The 16312-nt window shown below is 52.1% G+C and carries 18 protein-coding genes and 2 pseudogenes; 9 read left to right on the top strand and 11 right to left on the bottom strand.

Going from position 1 to position 16312, the window contains the following annotated elements; translation table 11 throughout:
- Positions 1-21 precede the first annotated feature (21 nt).
- The 6 genes and pseudogenes from ACJJIF_RS21280 to ACJJIF_RS21255 form a co-directional block, all read right to left on the bottom strand.
- Positions 22-462 (bottom strand): acetyltransferase, encoded by a 441-nt coding sequence (locus ACJJIF_RS21280; protein WP_444930249.1) that lies wholly within the window; start codon positions 460-462, stop codon positions 22-24.
- A gap of 56 nt (positions 463-518) precedes the next feature.
- Positions 519-980 (bottom strand): hypothetical protein, encoded by a 462-nt coding sequence (locus ACJJIF_RS21275; protein WP_444930248.1) that lies wholly within the window; start codon positions 978-980, stop codon positions 519-521.
- A gap of 73 nt (positions 981-1053) precedes the next feature.
- Positions 1054-1887 carry a hypothetical protein gene (locus ACJJIF_RS21270; protein ID WP_444930247.1) on the bottom strand — a complete coding sequence of 278 codons (834 nt, stop codon included), beginning with the start codon at positions 1885-1887 and terminating at the stop codon, positions 1054-1056.
- A gap of 513 nt (positions 1888-2400) precedes the next feature.
- A complete protein-coding gene (locus ACJJIF_RS21265; protein ID WP_444930246.1) occupies positions 2401-2637 on the bottom strand; it encodes a DUF1059 domain-containing protein in 237 nt (78 codons plus the stop codon).
- A 1052-nt stretch (positions 2638-3689) separates the two neighbouring features.
- A pseudogene (locus ACJJIF_RS21260) lies at positions 3690-3908 on the bottom strand (head-tail joining protein); the annotation flags it as partial.
- 58 nt (positions 3909-3966) lie between these two features.
- A pseudogene (locus ACJJIF_RS21255) lies at positions 3967-4194 on the bottom strand (capsid cement protein); the annotation flags it as partial.
- Between the two features lie 811 nt (positions 4195-5005).
- Between ACJJIF_RS21255 and ACJJIF_RS21250 the strand changes: the two are divergent.
- The 5 genes from ACJJIF_RS21250 to ACJJIF_RS21230 all read left to right on the top strand — a co-directional run bounded on the left by ACJJIF_RS21250 (position 5006) and on the right by ACJJIF_RS21230 (position 9460).
- Complete coding sequence (locus tag ACJJIF_RS21250; RefSeq protein ID WP_444930245.1) at positions 5006-5248, top strand: site-specific integrase; 243 nt, start codon at positions 5006-5008, stop codon at positions 5246-5248.
- A gap of 34 nt (positions 5249-5282) precedes the next feature.
- The gene (locus tag ACJJIF_RS21245; protein WP_444930244.1) at positions 5283-5645 is read left to right on the top strand and encodes a site-specific integrase; all 363 of its coding nucleotides are present in this window, start codon (positions 5283-5285) and stop codon (positions 5643-5645) included.
- Positions 5646-5685: 40 nt separating this feature from the next.
- Positions 5686-8271: a DNA mismatch repair protein MutS gene (mutS, locus tag ACJJIF_RS21240; protein ID WP_444932396.1), complete on the top strand. Its 2586-nt coding sequence runs from the start codon at positions 5686-5688 to the stop codon at positions 8269-8271.
- Between the two features lie 139 nt (positions 8272-8410).
- Positions 8411-8734 (top strand): ferredoxin FdxA, encoded by a 324-nt coding sequence (fdxA, locus tag ACJJIF_RS21235; RefSeq protein ID WP_444930243.1) that lies wholly within the window; start codon positions 8411-8413, stop codon positions 8732-8734.
- Positions 8735-8794: 60 nt separating this feature from the next.
- On the top strand, positions 8795-9460 hold the full coding sequence (locus ACJJIF_RS21230; RefSeq protein ID WP_444930242.1) for a polysaccharide deacetylase family protein: 666 nt from the start codon (positions 8795-8797) through the stop codon (positions 9458-9460).
- Positions 9461-9490: 30 nt separating this feature from the next.
- Here ACJJIF_RS21230 and ACJJIF_RS21225 read toward each other — a convergent pair whose 3' ends face one another.
- Entirely contained in the window at positions 9491-10030 is a 540-nt protein-coding gene (locus ACJJIF_RS21225; protein ID WP_444930241.1) for a carboxymuconolactone decarboxylase family protein, read from the bottom strand.
- An 82-nt stretch (positions 10031-10112) separates the two neighbouring features.
- Here ACJJIF_RS21225 and dinB point away from each other — a divergent pair, with 82 nt between their 5' ends.
- The 4 genes from dinB (at position 10113) to ACJJIF_RS21205 (ending at position 13127) form a co-directional block, all read left to right on the top strand.
- Positions 10113-11189: a DNA polymerase IV gene (gene dinB / locus ACJJIF_RS21220; protein ID WP_444930240.1), complete on the top strand. Its 1077-nt coding sequence runs from the start codon at positions 10113-10115 to the stop codon at positions 11187-11189.
- Positions 11190-11451: 262 nt separating this feature from the next.
- The gene (locus ACJJIF_RS21215; protein WP_444930239.1) at positions 11452-11988 is read left to right on the top strand and encodes an RNA polymerase sigma factor; all 537 of its coding nucleotides are present in this window, start codon (positions 11452-11454) and stop codon (positions 11986-11988) included.
- A gap of 4 nt (positions 11989-11992) precedes the next feature.
- Positions 11993-12454 carry a hypothetical protein gene (locus ACJJIF_RS21210; RefSeq protein WP_444930238.1) on the top strand — a complete coding sequence of 154 codons (462 nt, stop codon included), beginning with the start codon at positions 11993-11995 and terminating at the stop codon, positions 12452-12454.
- Between the two features lie 94 nt (positions 12455-12548).
- Complete coding sequence (locus ACJJIF_RS21205) at positions 12549-13127, top strand: hypothetical protein (protein WP_444930237.1); 579 nt, start codon at positions 12549-12551, stop codon at positions 13125-13127.
- Positions 13128-13186: 59 nt separating this feature from the next.
- On the opposite strand, the gene ACJJIF_RS21200 is transcribed toward ACJJIF_RS21205, so the two are convergent.
- Genes ACJJIF_RS21200 through ACJJIF_RS21185 form a run of 4 tightly spaced genes read right to left on the bottom strand, consistent with a single transcriptional unit; the run spans position 13187 to position 16306 of the window.
- On the bottom strand, positions 13187-13645 hold the full coding sequence (locus ACJJIF_RS21200) for a MaoC family dehydratase (RefSeq protein ID WP_444930236.1): 459 nt from the start codon (positions 13643-13645) through the stop codon (positions 13187-13189).
- A 49-nt stretch (positions 13646-13694) separates the two neighbouring features.
- Positions 13695-14471, bottom strand: a complete 777-nt coding sequence (locus ACJJIF_RS21195) for an SDR family NAD(P)-dependent oxidoreductase (RefSeq protein WP_444930235.1) — start codon at positions 14469-14471, stop codon at positions 13695-13697.
- 2 nt (positions 14472-14473) lie between these two features.
- Positions 14474-15250 carry an SDR family oxidoreductase gene (locus ACJJIF_RS21190; RefSeq protein ID WP_444930234.1) on the bottom strand — a complete coding sequence of 259 codons (777 nt, stop codon included), beginning with the start codon at positions 15248-15250 and terminating at the stop codon, positions 14474-14476.
- A 24-nt stretch (positions 15251-15274) separates the two neighbouring features.
- A complete protein-coding gene (locus ACJJIF_RS21185; protein WP_444932395.1) occupies positions 15275-16306 on the bottom strand; it encodes a phosphotransferase in 1032 nt (343 codons plus the stop codon).
- Positions 16307-16312 lie beyond the last annotated feature (6 nt).

Here is a 16312-nt window from a genome sequence, read left to right as displayed (position 1 = left end):
GGAACGAAATGCAGCCGCTTGTTAAATTTTTCCTAGCGCCATATGCAGCAGTGGATATGGTTTGCCCTGACCGTCTAATGGAGAGCGACCTACAACATTGAAACCCAAATGCTCATAGAAGCCTAGTGCTTGTTTATTTTGTTCGTTGACATCTACCTTGGTAGCGCTTTGATTTTTGATGGCGTATTCCATTAATTGGAAGCCCACACCTTTTCCTCTGGATTCTGGCGAGATGAAAAGCATTTCAATATTCCCTTCATGAACACCGCAGAAACCATGAATCTTCCCTTCATCATCCTTGGCACATGTCAGATCTACAGCATCGAAATATTGCTCTAAAATCAGAGGCTTTAAAGTGATTATGTCTTCTTCCTGAAGAAAGTCATGAGTAGCCCTAACTGAGGCTTCCCAAATTTCTATCAGAACTTCATGGTCTTTCTTTTCTGATTTCTCAATTTTCATAGCTAAACTCGAATAAGAAATTTAACGCCGCCAGCAGGGGCCGAAGGCCCGGAGCTTTACTGCCTGGCTTTGTTAACACCGACGATCCTGCGGGCCTCTACTACCCTGGATTGTGCTACGGGCGCAATGTATTCGCAACTATAAACTTGCAATGTATCTTCGTATTTGGCACCCACTACTAAGTACATGATTCCGGGTTCAAACTGATACTTGCATGCACAAACATCAGTGCTACTGGTAACTACCTCTTTCGATACGTCACCTTTGATAGTTTCTTTTACATCAAATTTTGCCTCTACTTTGAGAACGACTGGCTCAATACCCACTTCTTCATAGATTATTTTTTGGATGCTTTTTGCTCTACCCACAAAAACAACTTGTGCTCGGTCAATAGCAAATTCAAATGGATCTTTACTGTGGCTCTTTGCCACCAACTCATTTTGAGATTGGGTCCAGCACTTCTTGGCTAGAGCTGAATAGCTAAAAATCAAAAGGCTTAAAATTGCGATGTATTTCATGTGTTAACGCCCGTATCATTTGCCGCAGCGCAGCGGAGGTCAAATGCATGCGTTTGTTATGTGCTCACTCATTTCATTCCCTCCAACTTTTATAACAACTTGGACATTGTTTAGCCTTCTCTGTCCTAAGTGAGCTACCACAAAATGGACATTTAGCTACAGTATGTAAATCCTCTACTCTTTTATGGAACATTTCTGGGTGTTTCTGCCTCATGACTTCCTCATTAAATGAGCATGCAATATCTGATGGTCGTTTAGCAAAAGACACATATTCACCTTTTAGCATTCCTCGTTCAAAAGACGCATTAAACTCAGTCAAGCTTTCATAGTCTTCAGAAATAAGATCCGTTAACTCACCCTCACCCTGGTAGTAGAACTTCTCATTCCTAGAGGTTAAGAACTCCATCAATAATTTTTTACCTTTACCTCCTGATATTTCTTCATATGCCTCTAATGTTGCAGTAACTTTCACACGGCCTTCAGGTAGGAATAGTCTTTTATTAATTTCGATATCTTCTGGCGAGAGTTTTGGTACCACTTTTCCATCGAAGGCTTTCTTGCAAACAGCATCGCCATTTAGATAATAGTAGTTAAAGCTACCCTCATCCCAGCTCTCTCGCATATATAGCTTTTTTACTCCTAGTTTGGAGATAGACATTCCTAGCCAATTTATTGGTGAAGACTGTCCGCTGTATGCGGTTATATACACTAGATTTTTACTTCGGCTTATATTTTCAATAGTTAGCTCTTGATAATCTTTCTCTATAGATCTTCTAGACAGACTATTTATGGTTTTATAGAAATCATATTCATTGCTCTTTGCTGCCGACTTCATGTTTTTAGCGAATACCTTTGCTTCGCTATCGCTTTTCATCTCCGCTTCTACACTAACATTAATTTCTGTCATTCATCCATTTCCATATCTATGAGTTCAGCTCGGTCAAATAACGTCGCTAGCAAGGGCAGCCGAAGCAACGCATAGGCTGTCCAGCCCAGCCCCGAAGGGGTTGGGCGAGCTTGACTGGCCTGGTTATGGCTGGCGCACTCGGGACTACCTACTGGCACTTTGCCAGCCATGGTTTGGCTGGCCGCTGCCCAATATTTAAGAGGGAAGAATACTGCACTTTCCCCGACCAATTCCTCTCTTACTGGCAATCCGAGAAATTGCAGCGGACTGCCTCTTTTTACAGCACCCGAGCGAACACTCTAGGAACGAAACTGCTTGAATAGTAATCAATAAAATTGCTCAACACCGGATGCTATTTAGTGGCACTAAACCTTCAGTTACCACGAAAAATCAATAAACCGACTGTCACAATAACGCAAAGCTTAGGGGCCGAAGCGACAGAACGGAGGTCCTAGCTGTGCTTTTTGCAGCGACTACAGCGTATTGTTATGTGATTTAGTGGCACGGTTTTAACTACGCCTCTGGCAGCGCTTCGAATTCTTTTCTTTTTGACTCCTGCCAGTTACTCATTTCTTCTGGATTTTTCATCAGTTCAGCTATCTTTTGCATCGCTTCTAAATGAGCAGAGTCTTGTGCCTTATGCATATCCATACCGTGCTGCTTGCTCAATTCAGCCATTTCTTCAAAGGTATCGGCACGGAACTCCAAATCACATGCGCCACCTAGTTGCTTACAGGTCATTATTTTCATCAGAATTAGACTCCTATCATGATTGGATTCACATAACGCCGCTAGCGAGGGCAGCCGAAGCAACGCGTAGGCTGTCCAGCCCAGCCCCGAAGGGGTTGGGCGAGCTTGCCTAGCCTGGTTATGGCTGGCGCACTCGGGACCGACTACTAGCACTTTGCCAGCCATAGCTTGGCTGGCCGCTGCCTAATATTCACGAGGAAAAAATACCGCACTTTCCCCAACCAATTCCTATCTTACTGGCACTCCGCGAAATTGTAGCGGACTGCCTTACAACACCTGAACGAACACTCTAGGAGCGAAACCACTTGAATAGCAATCAGTAAAATTGCTCAACACTGGATGCTATTTAGTGGCACTAGACCTTCAGTTACCACGAAAAATCAATTAAGCCTACCGCCACAATAACGCCGCTAGCAAGGGCAGCCGAAGCAACGCGTAGGCTGTCCAGCCCAGCCCCGAAGGGGTTGGGCGAGCTTGCCTAGCCTGGTTATGGCTGGCGCGCTCAGGACTACCTACTAGCACTTTGCCAGCCACAGTTTGGCTGGCCACTGCCCAATATTCACGAGGAAAGAATACCGCACCTCCCCCAACCAATTCCTATCTTATTGGCAATCCGCGAAATTGCAGCGGACTGCCACTTTTTACAGCACCTGAGCGAACACTCTAGGAACGAAACTGCTCAAATAGCAGTCAGTAAAGTTGCTCAATACTGGGTGCTATTTAGTAGCACTAAATCTTTACTTACCACGAAAAATCAATAAAGCCGACCGCCACAATAACATTTATATAGTGGTCATCATGACCATTATTATTTTGACTACTATTTCTGATGCAAATTTACGCCAACACGCCATCTTCTTCAATTAAATCAATAGATTACGACCACTTGGCACTATCGACCCACCTAGAAAAATGATCATCATGACCACTATCCCCAATTTCAGCCGCCCTTTCAATCCACTGATTTTAAAGCATTTTCCCGTAAGTTTGAGCAACTCAAAAAAATAACAATCACAATGATCATAAATCCTGCGCTGACCTACCCACTCAGGCTACCCATCCGCCGCCAGCCGCTTACGCACTCTATACTCCACACCACCCAGCGCAATCACCGCCCCTGAGTTGTAAGTACCCACTTCACTCACCAGCAGGCTCAACTCAACACCCCCTACCCGCAGCCGCTCATCTTCCTCAAACTCATCGATCTCCCGCTCAAAGACCACCCGGCAATCAATAGGCTCAGCGCCGCTACCGTCGTCATAGGTAGCGGCCCTGCCCCATTTGCAGAGCGCGTGTTCTGCGACTCTCTAGTCCAGGTCCATGAGTCACCTAGGCCTTAACGGTGCCCGGTACGCCGGTAAACTTGACGGCAAAACTAGTGACGCCATCCCCGGCAGCTTCGGCGGCGAAGGCCGTGGAGCCGGTGATATCACCAGTGGCGGCGTTATCATCGAATGAGCTGGAGGCGACCACCCAGGTGAGGGATTCACCCTGATTGATCTCTGCTGCAGATACCTTGGGCACGGTGAATACGCCATCAATGGCGAGCACGCCGGGCTCAGACTGAGGCGCTTAATACCCTCACCTTCCTGCACTACCACCCTGTAGCTTTGTACCGAGGTTGGGGTTTGACTACCGAGGGCTTCAAGCAGTTTATCTTTGGCTTTTCGGCGATGCAGTCCATATCATCCAGACGCGATTGCATTACCGTATTGTGCGCTTCGAAGCCTTTAAACACGGCCTTAATATCGTCTTTGCACTTTGGCATCGACAGTGATCTGCGCTTTCATTTCTGGGGTATCCCCGGCAAGGGCGATCACACTGCCCATACTGGCTGCGATGCCTTCAACCCAGGTTTCTACTTCAGCTGGCCGTTCTTTTCCAGAACATTAACTGATGCACTTCAGAGTTGAATGCAGGAGTTAAAGAAGCAAAGGCATTACCATGGCTCACCGACGCCCAGCTTAAAGAGCTGACCAAGAAGAAGCGGACAAGGAATCAAGCTGAGGAACTTAGGAAAACGGAAATACGATTCAGGATGATTCGGGACCGCCCTGTTGTTCTTACCCAGAGCTTAGCCCCCATATTTCCCGCAACCAACGATTACAACACTTCGGACAATTTTAGCCCAGTAACCCTGCGGCTTACAGCCATACAGGTCAGTTATCGGCAGCTCTGGGCCACCCTAAGACCTTTGATAAAGTAAGCCTCGGTAAGCTGTAATCTCATAAGTTAAGAGCACAAGCTTTCTAAAACTGTCCGAAGTGTTGAAAAATAAATAGCGCCCTTTAGCCAAGTGTACGAACGCTACGAACACCGACATACGGACGGCAAGCTAGCACTCAACATTCTCAAGCAATACCAGAGCATGCGCCCTCGCATTGAATATGGGTTTTCAGACTTCATGGCCGATATCAATCCTGCCGTTGGTATCAAACGATTTGAAGAGAAAAAGCGGGATCGCTATCTCACCGACGGTGGGCTTAAGGCAATTAGCTCCAAGGCCAACCCAACCATTAAGTTGGTGATGGATATGTGCTATCTGACAACCCAGCGCATATCAGAGGTGCTGGCAATCCAGCTACAGCGACATCAGCAAAGAGAACATTAAGCTCCAGCAAGGGAAGACGGGCAAACGGTTATTAGTGCAGGTGGAGCCCGAGCTGGAGCGGATTATTACTGAGGCCAAACAGCTGCATAAAGTGATGTGCCTCTACTTGTTCCACCCTCGTGGCAAGAGCACTCTATACAGCTATCGAGGTATTCGAGATGCTTGCGACAGGGGCAGAGCTAAAGCCGGGGTTGAGGACACCACTATCCACGATATCCGGGCCAAATCTCTGACTGATGCCGGGCGCGCAGGCATCGACTCTCAAGTGCTGGCCGGCCATGCCAGCCCGGCAATAACAGAGCGCTACATTCGCCTGCGCGAAACTGATAATGTAGCCGGCCCCAGCCTTAGACAGCTTTTAGACAACAGGCAGAAAATTGACGAAAAGTGTAGATAAATCAAAGACTTCCGCTCTCACTCCGATGATGCAACAGTACATGGGCATCAAAGCTCAGCACCCCCAAGAACTGGTGTTCTACCGTATGGGGGACTTTTACGAGCTGTTCTTCGATGATGCCAAGAAGGCCGCTGAGCTGCTGGACGTTACCCTCACCGCACGGGGGAAATCCGGGGGTGAGCCGATTCCGATGGCGGGTATCCCCTACCACGCGGCCGAGGGCTACTTGGCACGGCTGATTAAGGCCGGGGTGTCCGTGGCTATCTGTGAGCAAATCGGCGATCCGGCCACCAGCAAGGGGCCGGTTGAGCGGCAGGTGGTGCGCATCGTTACCCCGGGCACGGTCACCGATGAGGCCCTCCTTAACGATCGCCGCGACAATCTGTTGGCCGCGATTGCACATCTGGGCGATGTCTTCGGCTTGGCACTGCTGGACCTGGCCACCGGCCGCTTTGTGGTGCAAGAGACCGATACGCTGGAAGCCCTGGCCGAGCAGATACAGCGCCACAACCCCACCGAGCTGCTCGCACCGGAAGACCTCGCCCTGCCCGTAGAAATCGAGCGCCGCGCCGGTGTGCGCCGCCGCGCGCCCTGGGAGTTCGAGCTGGAAAGCGCTCTGCGCCTGCTCAACCAACAGTTCGGCACTATGAATCTGGAGGCCTTTGGTTGCAGCCATATGCACGGTGCGGTTGTCGCCGCCGGCTGTCTACTTCAGTACGCGCGGGACACCCAGCGTACCGAGCTGCCCCATATTCGCGGCCTGCTGACAGAGAGCGGGGATGAGACAGTTGCTCTGGATGGCGCCAGTCGCCGCAACCTGGAAATTGACCTGAACCTGAACGGCGGTGACGACAATACCCTGCTATCGGTCTTTGATAGCTGTAAAACCGCTATGGGTAGCCGCTTGCTGCGCCGCTGGCTGAACAATCCCCTGCGCCAGCTCACAACCCTGCGCAACCGCCAGGATGCTATCGCCACATTGATCGGCGACTACAGTTTTGAGCCCCTGCGTGATGCCCTCAAGCCTGTGGGCGATATGGAGAGAATCCTGGGCCGCCTGGCGCTGCGCTCTGCCCGCCCTCGGGATTTGGCCCGCCTGGGCCAGTCCCTGGCGCAGTTCCCGGAAATTCAGCAGCAGTTGGCGGAATCTGACGCAACACTGGTAAATGAGCTGTGCAACCAGATCGGCGAGTGGCCGGAAACGGTAGAGCTGCTGCAAGACGCAATTATTGAAAACCCTCCGGTCGTGATTCGCGATGGCGGGGTTATCGCTACCGGTTACGACAAAGAGCTGGATGAGCTGCGCGCTATCAGTGAAAACGCCGGCGACTACTTGGTGCAACTGGAGCAGCGGGAGAAAGAGCGCACCGGTATCCCCACACTCAAGGTGGGCTACAACCGGGTACACGGCTACTTTATTGAGATCAGCCGCGGGCAGAGCGACAAGGCGCCGGCCGAGTATATTCGCCGCCAGACCCTGAAGAATGCCGAGCGCTTTATCACCCCCGAGCTGAAGGAGTTTGAAGACAAGGCGCTCTCTGCCAAGAGCCGCGCTCTGGCTCGTGAGAAGGCGCTGTACGAGGAGCTGATCAACCAGCTAAATGAGTCCCTGGCTGAGCTGCAAGCGGCGGCGGCGGGTATCTCCGAGTTGGATGTGTTGGCCTGCTTGGCCGAGCGCGCTGACGATTTGCGCCTGTGCCGCCCGGAACTGGGCACTGAGCCGGGCCTGCATATTAGCGGCGGACGCCACCCGGTAGTTGAGCAGGTATTGGATGAGCCCTTTGTGGCCAACGATATCGAGCTGCACAACGACCGCCGTATGCTGGTGATTACCGGTCCGAACATGGGCGGTAAGTCTACTTATATGCGCCAGACTGCATTGATCGCTCTGCTGGCGCACTGCGGCAGCTATGTACCCGCAGACAGTGCCCAAATCGGCTTGCTGGATCGTATCTTCACCCGTATCGGCAGCGCCGATGACCTGGCCGGCGGTCGCTCCACCTTCATGGTGGAAATGACCGAGACCGCCAATATCCTGCGCAATGCCACCGAGCACAGCCTGGTGCTGATGGATGAGATTGGCCGTGGTACCAGTACCTACGACGGTCTCTCCCTGGCCTGGGCCTGTGCCCACTACCTGGCCGCTGAAGTGCGCGCTTTTACACTCTTCGCCACTCACTACTTTGAGCTGACCGACCTGCCCAACCAGTGCTCTGAAGCCGCCAATATCCACTTGGATGCCACCGAGCACGGCGAGGGTATTGTCTTCCTGCACCGCATCCAGGAAGGGCCGGCGTCAAAGAGCTATGGGTTGCAGGTGGCCCAGCTGGCAGGTATTCCCGGCGATGTGTTGACCGAGGCCCGCTCTCGCCTGGCAGCACTGGAGGCCGGTGCCCAGTCGGTAGATGTGCCGGCGCCCATGGCCAAACCGGCACCGGTGCCCCAGCAGGAGCCGGAAGAAGTCGCTGTACTAGTGGCCGCAGCCCCCGTCTCTCCCCAGCAGGTAGATTTGTTCGGCAGCCCCAGCCACCCCGCCGTGGATGCCCTGGAAGAGCTAAACCCGGACGATATGACTCCGCGCCAGGCACTGGAAGCACTCTACTCGCTGCACAAATTATTGAAGTAAAAGAGCGGGCGGCTCCGGTCGCCCAATACATCCTGTTATAAATAGTGAACTAAATCGACTGAAAAGCCACTACAATTCGCGCCAGTAATTGATAAAATCCGCTACACGAAGAATTCAGTGGCACTATCGAGGGACAAACATGACATTCGTAATTGGGGAAAACTGCATTAAGTGTAAATACACCGACTGTGTAGAGGTTTGCCCGGTAGACTGTTTTTACGAAGGCCCCAACTTCCTGGTCATTCACCCAGACGAGTGTATCGACTGCGCCCTGTGCGAGCCGGAGTGCCCCGCCAATGCGATTTTCTCGGAGGATGAGGTCCCCGACGATCAGCAGGAATTTATTGAGCTGAACGCAGAACTCGCCGAGGTTTGGCCCAATATTACCGAGAAAAAAGACCCATTGCCGGATGCCGAGGAGTGGGATGGCAAGCCGGGCAAGCTGGACCAGCTGGAGCGCTAAGTCAGTACAGAAAAAAAGCCGTCGATGACGGCTTTTTTTCTGTCTATAAGAAACCCAAAAATGAAAATAATAATTAGTACTATTTGCATTTGTTTATTTATTTTTTCAAGCTGGGCACAGGCGACAGCGGAAAAGAGTAAGTGGGTGGCACTTATTTTCGATAAGGGGCCCTCTGCGGATAAAACCGAGCCGCTGTTAGAGCGGCTTGAATCTCTCCAGATAACCGCCACTTTCTTTCCCTCGGGGCGGGAAATGGAACAGCTTCCCGAACAAACCCAAGCGATCATTCGAGCCGGGCACCAACTGGGCAATCGCGGTTACTCCCATCGGGACCTCGCCCAAATGCCTTTAAGCAGTGCCAAAGAGGAGATCAAGAAAACCTGCCACTTATTGCAAAGCAATGGCTATACCGATAAACCGATGTTCCTCCCCTCTCACGGAAAAGTCTCTGAAGAATTGGGCTCACTACTGAGTAAGCATCAGTTCAAGATCGCTCACTGGGATATCGATCCCAGCGAACAGCTGCAAACCGAAGGCGCTCAAGCCGCAGCAGACTACATATCCCAAAATGCCAAAGATGGGAGTGTGGTGTTACTCCAGCCGATGTATGACCAGCACCACCAGGTAATGGAGGCGCTCCCGCTGATTACTGCCCAGCTCAGACAACAGGGCTTCCAGTTTGCCACACTGGAGCAGTTAACCCTGATGACAGCGGGCGATCACTAGCAGCCCGCGCAATAGGTCGCAATTACATCACTATGCGAGGGGCCTCCGTGTCGGGTCCAAACTGAGCGCTTCGGCCAGGTGATTGAAACCGAGCACCAGCTCCATCACCCCCAGAGCCTCTAAGATTTCATCGTCACCGGCACCGAGCTTTCGCGCAGAGGCGATCAGGTGGCCTCGATGGTCATCCGGTGTCGTGTTTGCGTTGCGCGCCAGATCAAACAGGGCGTGCTCTTTTTCGGAGAAGTGCACATGCTTGGGGTCGGTGCGAATGCGCATTACCTCATCTGTATCCACACCGAGTACCTGCAAAGAGATACTGTGATGGTAGATACCGTAGTCGCAGCGATTATCAGCAGAGACCGCCAGGCCAATAGCTTCTTTTAGCTGTACCGATAAGCACCCGTGAATCATCACGGCCTTAAACTTGTACCAATTGGCCTCAAGCAGCCCTGGATGCTGGGCATAGACCCGAAACAAACTGGGAACTCCTCCCAGTTCATCCTCAATTTCAGTAAAAACCCTGGCCACATCACCGGAAGCCGGGCTCTCCACCAACGGAATACTGCTCATTGTTTACCTACCTATCATCACCAGATGCCCTAGTGACACAAATTACTTCCTGGCGCGGTAGAACACTGTATATAATCACAGCATGAGAAAGATTATCCACTGTGATTGCGATTGCTTCTACGCCTCGGTCGAAATGCGTGACGATCCCAATCTCCGTGGGCGCCCCTTAGCCGTAGGCGGCAGCAGCGATCGGCGCGGGGTTATCTCTACCTGTAACTACGAGGCCCGTAGTTACGGGGTGCGTTCTGCCATGCCCACCGCTCAGGCCAAAAAACTGTGCCCTGATTTGATTGTAGTACCCGGCAATATGGCCAAGTATCGGGAGGTCAGTGGGCAGATACGGGAAATTTTCCTCGACTACTGCGACGATATTGAGCCCCTGTCCCTGGATGAGGCCTTCCTCGATGTCAGCGACAGTGGCCGCTGCCACGGCAGTGCCACCCTGATCGCTCAAGAGATCCGACAGCGGGTGCGGGACACTCTGGGTATCACGATTTCCGCCGGGGTGGCCCCAAATAAATTCCTGGCCAAGATAGCCAGTGATTGGCAAAAACCAGACGGACTGACAGTCATCACGCCCAGCGAAGTCGATCAATTTGTTGTGCGCCTGCCCGTCAACAAGATACACGGCGTGGGGCGGGTCACCGCCGAGAAAATGCACCGTCAGGGCATTCGCACCTGCGCAGATCTACGCAACTTTTCACAAGTTGAGTTGAGCAAGCAATTTGGCAAGTTTGGCCGCCGCCTCTACGATCTCTGCCGTGGTATTGACGATCGCCCGGTGAGCGGCGATGGCTCCCGCAAGAGTGTCAGTGTCGAGCGCACTTTTCACGAGGATTTAGCCAATTTTGATGAGTGGTTAGAGCAACTAACCGAGCTCTATATGCGCCTACTGGAACGCCGGGAAAAACTCGGCGATCGCTACGAAGTAAACGGCGCCAGCGTAAAAGTGAAGTATGCAGATTTTACTACCAGCACTCACGAGCGCAGCAGTCGCGCCGGGCGAATCTCAGAATTCCGCCAGCTGCTGCAAGAGTGTCGTGAAAAACGTCCAGCGCCTATCCGCCTCTTAGGGGTCGGTTTGCGACTGACCGATCTGCGTGCGGAAAAAGGGCCCGTTCAACTACCGCTGCCCCTGCCGGAACAAGCCTCCTTCTGACTCACCCTGCTTTTATTTGTCACCCGAATGCAACCTGAGAAATCTGGCGCTGCCCCTTACCCCAAGGCAGTTTTCCCAATTTTGCGGCAACTATACTTCGGCCCGTAGATTCATATCTGTGGCGGGCTGACATCGGAAGTATTGACCTAAAAATAATTGCGACACAGAAGCAGACTACAATCATTCTTAATTGACGCGGTATAAACCAAATCCTCGGTCTGTGGCACGAGAATGAATAATTTGCGTACGGAGGCTTAAGGCTTTGTCTCGGAAAGAATTATGTCATCTATCTGATGAAGTGCTGTTCCAGCATTATAAGGATACGCGCAATCCCTCTGTGTTCCGCCTGCTTTACGATCGCCACAAGGATTCGTTATATCGCTACTGCCTGCAAATGGCACCCTCTTCCACCACACCGCTGCTGCAACAACTCTGGCGGGGCCTGCTGGAAAACCCGCCAGAACTTCACGGGCGCAGACTTAAAAATTGGCTTTTTATCCATATTAACAAACGCCTCAAGCAGGAATACTTTTCCAATCTCAAGGTGGCGGAGGAGGAAGTCCAAAGTCACAACCGCGTATTATTCGCTATACAAAAGTTACCGACACAATTGCGTAACGTGCTACTCCTACATATGGAGTGCAAACTGCCACTAGTCACCGTAGCCGATATCGAGCGCCTATCTCTACACAAGTGTCGCAGCCTGTATTACCAGGCCCGTGCCATGCTGGAAGAATATATTGACGGGGCTGAGCGCAAGCCCTGGCAAGTGGAAGTTATCGAAGAGTCGTCGAGGTAATGATATGAACAACTGGGAAAATCAGTATTTTGAGGAAGCCAAAAAGCTGACCTCCCCACAACAACTCGATGAGGCCATTTTCAAAGAGGCACAAGGCTACAAGCCCAGGATCAATTTTAACCGCCTCCTTTCCCGCGCAACGGTTAGTTGCAGTGTGGTGACGGCTATTTTACTGTTAATTCATCCCGCTCAACACTTGGGCGCACTGACGCACAAGAGCAGCAGTGCAGAAATTCTGTATGAGCCGGCACTCAGGGACTGGAAGGATATCGCCGAGTCAGCCGCTCTAAAGCCCGATCCCTGGCTACAGCTGCGCAGTCAGGTCGATCGGGGCGAGTACCTTGCTCTGTGCCACTACTGGCGCGCGGAACAACAAGCCGAGAGTGAAACGCCCCTGCCCGATACCCTGCGCAAAAGTGCCAAACGCCACTGTCGTATCTTATCGAGTAGCAATTCACAGCGTTAAACAGCACCCCCAGATAAGTACACTCGGGGCTTTACGGTTTTCCCGGGGAAATTATCGCCGATAAATAATCAACACCTGGAGTCCAGGGCGGATATTGAACGAGCTATTCGATCAGAGTCAAAGAGAGCGCTTGCACCCGGATCGCTGTATTGTGGCGGGTATTTACGGGGCCGGCGGCCCCTCGGCTGGAGATAATCCTACATTGAGGTCAGCTATTCAGCTGCTTCACGGCCGACTGTTCTATTCCTTCCAAAAAACCGCAATTAGCCACTATTTGATCGATGGGGTAGAACGCGGCAAGGCGGCCATACTCTTCGGCTATAGTCGGGGCGGTAGCATCGCAATCAAAATTGCCAACACCTTGGGACGCGCAAATATTCCAATACAACAGTTGGTAACTTTTGATGCCTACAGTTTGATTGACAGCCGTATTTTCAATCTCGAGTATGACAATATCCGCCGGGCATACAATTTCTTTCAGCGAAATCCGAGAACCGCAGGAAGATATGGCTGGTGGGGAACAAACCCCTATTGGGGCACGGCTGTACACTCAGCATTTATCAATGTTCAACAGTTTGACTTTACCGGCACAGACTACGAGAAGGGGATGGAGGTTTCCCATTTAAACATTGTCCGTATGGGGCTGAAATCTCTGCAAACAATAGAGCGATAAACAGGCCACTTGGCTTCAGGCTTTCAGCACAAGTGGCACTGGAAGCTTGCAATACGAATTCACGTCATTTGCAAGAAAATACATTCCGCCACAAGGGCGGGCTTCTGCTCTCCCTGAATTTCCATAGTCAGCAACAATTTTATTTGGTATTGAGCCTCTGCCTTTTCGACAATATCCAATATTTTCCCATAGACTCGCACCTTGCTGCCGGTTTTGACCGGATTCAGGAAACGCACCTTATCCAGTCCATAATTCACCGCCATATGGGCCCCCGCCACCGCTACCTGTAAAGAACCGACAAAATAAGGCAGCAGTGATAAAGAGAGGAATCCATGGGCGATTGTTCCTCCAAACGGCGTTTTAGCCGCAGCCTCGGGATCGATATGGATAAACTGTCGATCCAGGGTACACTCGGCGAAACTGTCCACTCTCTGTTGATCGATCTCAAGCCAGGCGGTGGGCGCGGTTTCAAAGCCGATATAGTGGCTGAGGTTATCAGGTGAAATCTCTATAGGCATCGAAGACTCCCTTTCGATTTTCCATGGGCATTTTCAGCAGTTGCCAATCTCAATAGGCCGAGAGGCCGCCATCTACCGCCAGTGCCTGCCCGGTAATGTAAGTCATTTTGGGGGACACCAGCATCAACATGGCCGCGACCACCTCTTCCGGTTTGCCCAGGCGTTTCATCGGACACCCCTCGGCGAGAAAGGCCTGAATCTGTTCCGGGCTGGCCTCTGCCGTTGCAATCTTTGTAACCATGGGGGTCAGGCAGTAGAAGGGGCAAATCGCATTTACACGAATACCGTACTTGGCATTTTCTATCGCCGCCGTTTTAGTCAGGCCAATTACACCGTGCTTTGCCGCTGCGTAGGAAGCGATTTTGGGAGCGCCACCGAGACCCGCCATAGAGGAAACATTGAGCACCACCCCGCCCGTATTTTGCATTAGGGGCAACTGGTATTTAAGCCCGAGGAAAACGCCTTTCAGGTTAACGTTGTACTGCTGATCCAGCATGGCCTCCTCTGTTTGCTTGAGAGACATCATCGGCGGCGCGATTCCGGCATTGTTAACCGCGATATCCAGCTGGCCAAACTCAGACTGGGCCCGCTGGGCCAGGGCAGCACAATCAGATGCCTGGGAAACATCGCAGCGCTGGGCGCGCACGACAATATCCTGGTTGCCCAGGTTATCCGCCAACTGCATCAGGGCCTCTTCATTGATATCGCCCAATACCAGGCGGGCGCCGCGAGCGCCGAGCTCCCGCGCCAGCAGCTCTCCAAAGCCACTGGCCGCACCGGTAATCAGCGCCACCTGACCGCTAAAATCGAGCATTGGATCCTGCATGGTCAAATCCCCCCACAAGAGGTCAAACCGCCATCCACCACAACACATTCACCGGTCGTATAACTGGACGCATCGGAGACCAGGTACAAAACGGTACCGGCCATTTCTTCCGGCTCCGCATGGCGGTGCATGGGAATATGGCCAACGGCGGTTTTATAAATATCCTCGTGGGAAAACAGCGCACCGGCGAATTTGGTTTTGGTGAGGCCTGGCAGCAGAGCATTCACGCGGATATTAAATTGCGCGCACTCTTTGGCAAATGCTTTGGTCATATTGACCACCGCCGCCTTGGTAATGGAATAGATCCCCTGTCCGACCCCCGGCTGCAAGGCATTCACCGAGGCGGTATTTACAATAACGCCGCCCCCCTGCTCGCGCATCAGCTTGCCGGCCTCTACCGACATAAAGAAATAGCCGCGTATATTGACCTCTACGGTTTTATCAAAGGCCGCTAAATCCGTATCGAGAATATGACCAAAATAGGGGTTGGTTGCCGCGTTGTTAACCAGAATATCCAAGCGCCCAAACCGCTGGCGAATATCGCCGATAACCTGTTGGATATTCTCCATATTGCCAATATGACAGGGGACCGCATCGGCAGTGCCGCCGGCGTCCACGATAGCATCCGCGACCGCCTGGCACCCCTCAATTTTTCTGCTGGAAACCAACACATGGGCGCCCTGCTCCGCCAGAAGCTTTGCTATGGCCTCGCCAATACCCCGACTGGCACCGGTCACCAGAGCAATTTTCCCCGAGAGATCAAAAATATTCTTCGCCATTTTTTATCCTTATACTTTCAAAAATTAACCTTTAGCGGCAATATCCAGTGCGGCCTGTGCCAGGGGCTCCACCAGAGCGCCCAGTTTCGCCGCATTTTTATTCGATGCATTGCCCTCTTTTGCCCGTTTCGCCACCCCCTGGACAATAGCCGCCAGGCGGAAAAAGCTAAATGCCAAATAAAACGGCCAATTATCGATCCCGTCGATACCCACCCGCTGGCAATATTTAGCGACGTATTCACTTTCCGAGGGGATGCCCAGAGCGTCGATATCCAGACCCAAAAGACCGGACATTTTGTCCTTGCCGGCGGGCATTCGCATCTGCATACACTGATAGGCCAGATCGGCAAAGGGATGCCCCAGGGTGGAAAGCTCCCAGTCCAAAAGCGCAATGACCTTGGGCTGCTGTGGGTGGAAAACCATATTGTCCAGACGGTAATCACCGTGCACCAAGGCGATACGCCCATCATCTTCCGGCAGAACCTCTCCCAACCAGGCCATCAACTCATCCATCGCGGCAATGGGCTCCAGCTCCGAGGCCCGATATTGGGTACTCCAGCGGTCCAGCTGCCGCTGAAAGTAATTACCTGGGCGGCCGTAATCCGCAAGACCCACGGCATTGATATCCAAGCTGTGCATGGCCGCTAATACGCGATTCATTTCATCGTACATAGCGCTGCGCTGCGCGGCGTCCACTTCCGGCAACGCGGCATTCCAGAATATTCGGCCCTCACAGTATTCCATCAGATAGAACATAGAGCCGATCAGCTCCCGGTCCTCGCAGAGGTGTAAGACCCTGGGCACGGGCACATTAGTCTCGGCGAGCGCCGACATTACCCGGTATTCCCGATCCACAGCGTGGGCAGATTTCAATAGTTTGCCCGGTGGCTGGCGGCGCAAAACATAGGTTTGCGTTGGGGTTTGCAATTTAAAGGTGGGATTGGATTGGCCGCCGGGAAATTTGCTGACCGTCACAGGCCCATTAAAGCCCTCAATCTTGCCTGACAAATATTCTTGCAGTTGCTCAAGCGGTAGCTCTTCCACCGAGCTGCGCATCGTATT

It is taken from the genome of Microbulbifer regidiadema (SeqCode) (genome assembly GCF_052467605.1).
Note: the sequence above shows the minus strand (reverse complement) of the source record. Positions and strands in the feature narration are given on the sequence as shown.

Coding starts and splice junctions, on each gene's coding strand:
- ACJJIF_RS21280 (WP_444930249.1), bottom strand. CDS start 462: ATGAAAATTGAGAAATCAGAAAAGAAAGACCATGAAGTTCTGATAGAA.
- ACJJIF_RS21275 (WP_444930248.1), bottom strand. CDS start 980: ATGAAATACATCGCAATTTTAAGCCTTTTGATTTTTAGCTATTCAGCT.
- ACJJIF_RS21270 (WP_444930247.1), bottom strand. CDS start 1,887: ATGACAGAAATTAATGTTAGTGTAGAAGCGGAGATGAAAAGCGATAGC.
- ACJJIF_RS21265 (WP_444930246.1), bottom strand. CDS start 2,637: ATGAAAATAATGACCTGTAAGCAACTAGGTGGCGCATGTGATTTGGAG.
- ACJJIF_RS21250 (WP_444930245.1), top strand. CDS start 5,006: ATGCGCCCTCGCATTGAATATGGGTTTTCAGACTTCATGGCCGATATC.
- mutS (WP_444932396.1), top strand. CDS start 5,686: ATGGGCATCAAAGCTCAGCACCCCCAAGAACTGGTGTTCTACCGTATG.
- fdxA (WP_444930243.1), top strand. CDS start 8,411: ATGACATTCGTAATTGGGGAAAACTGCATTAAGTGTAAATACACCGAC.
- ACJJIF_RS21230 (WP_444930242.1), top strand. CDS start 8,795: ATGAAAATAATAATTAGTACTATTTGCATTTGTTTATTTATTTTTTCA.
- ACJJIF_RS21225 (WP_444930241.1), bottom strand. CDS start 10,030: ATGAGCAGTATTCCGTTGGTGGAGAGCCCGGCTTCCGGTGATGTGGCC.
- dinB (WP_444930240.1), top strand. CDS start 10,113: ATGAGAAAGATTATCCACTGTGATTGCGATTGCTTCTACGCCTCGGTC.
- ACJJIF_RS21210 (WP_444930238.1), top strand. CDS start 11,993: ATGAACAACTGGGAAAATCAGTATTTTGAGGAAGCCAAAAAGCTGACC.
- ACJJIF_RS21200 (WP_444930236.1), bottom strand. CDS start 13,645: ATGCCTATAGAGATTTCACCTGATAACCTCAGCCACTATATCGGCTTT.
- ACJJIF_RS21195 (WP_444930235.1), bottom strand. CDS start 14,471: ATGCAGGATCCAATGCTCGATTTTAGCGGTCAGGTGGCGCTGATTACC.
- ACJJIF_RS21190 (WP_444930234.1), bottom strand. CDS start 15,250: ATGGCGAAGAATATTTTTGATCTCTCGGGGAAAATTGCTCTGGTGACC.
- ACJJIF_RS21185 (WP_444932395.1), bottom strand. CDS start 16,306: ATGCGCAGCTCGGTGGAAGAGCTACCGCTTGAGCAACTGCAAGAATAT.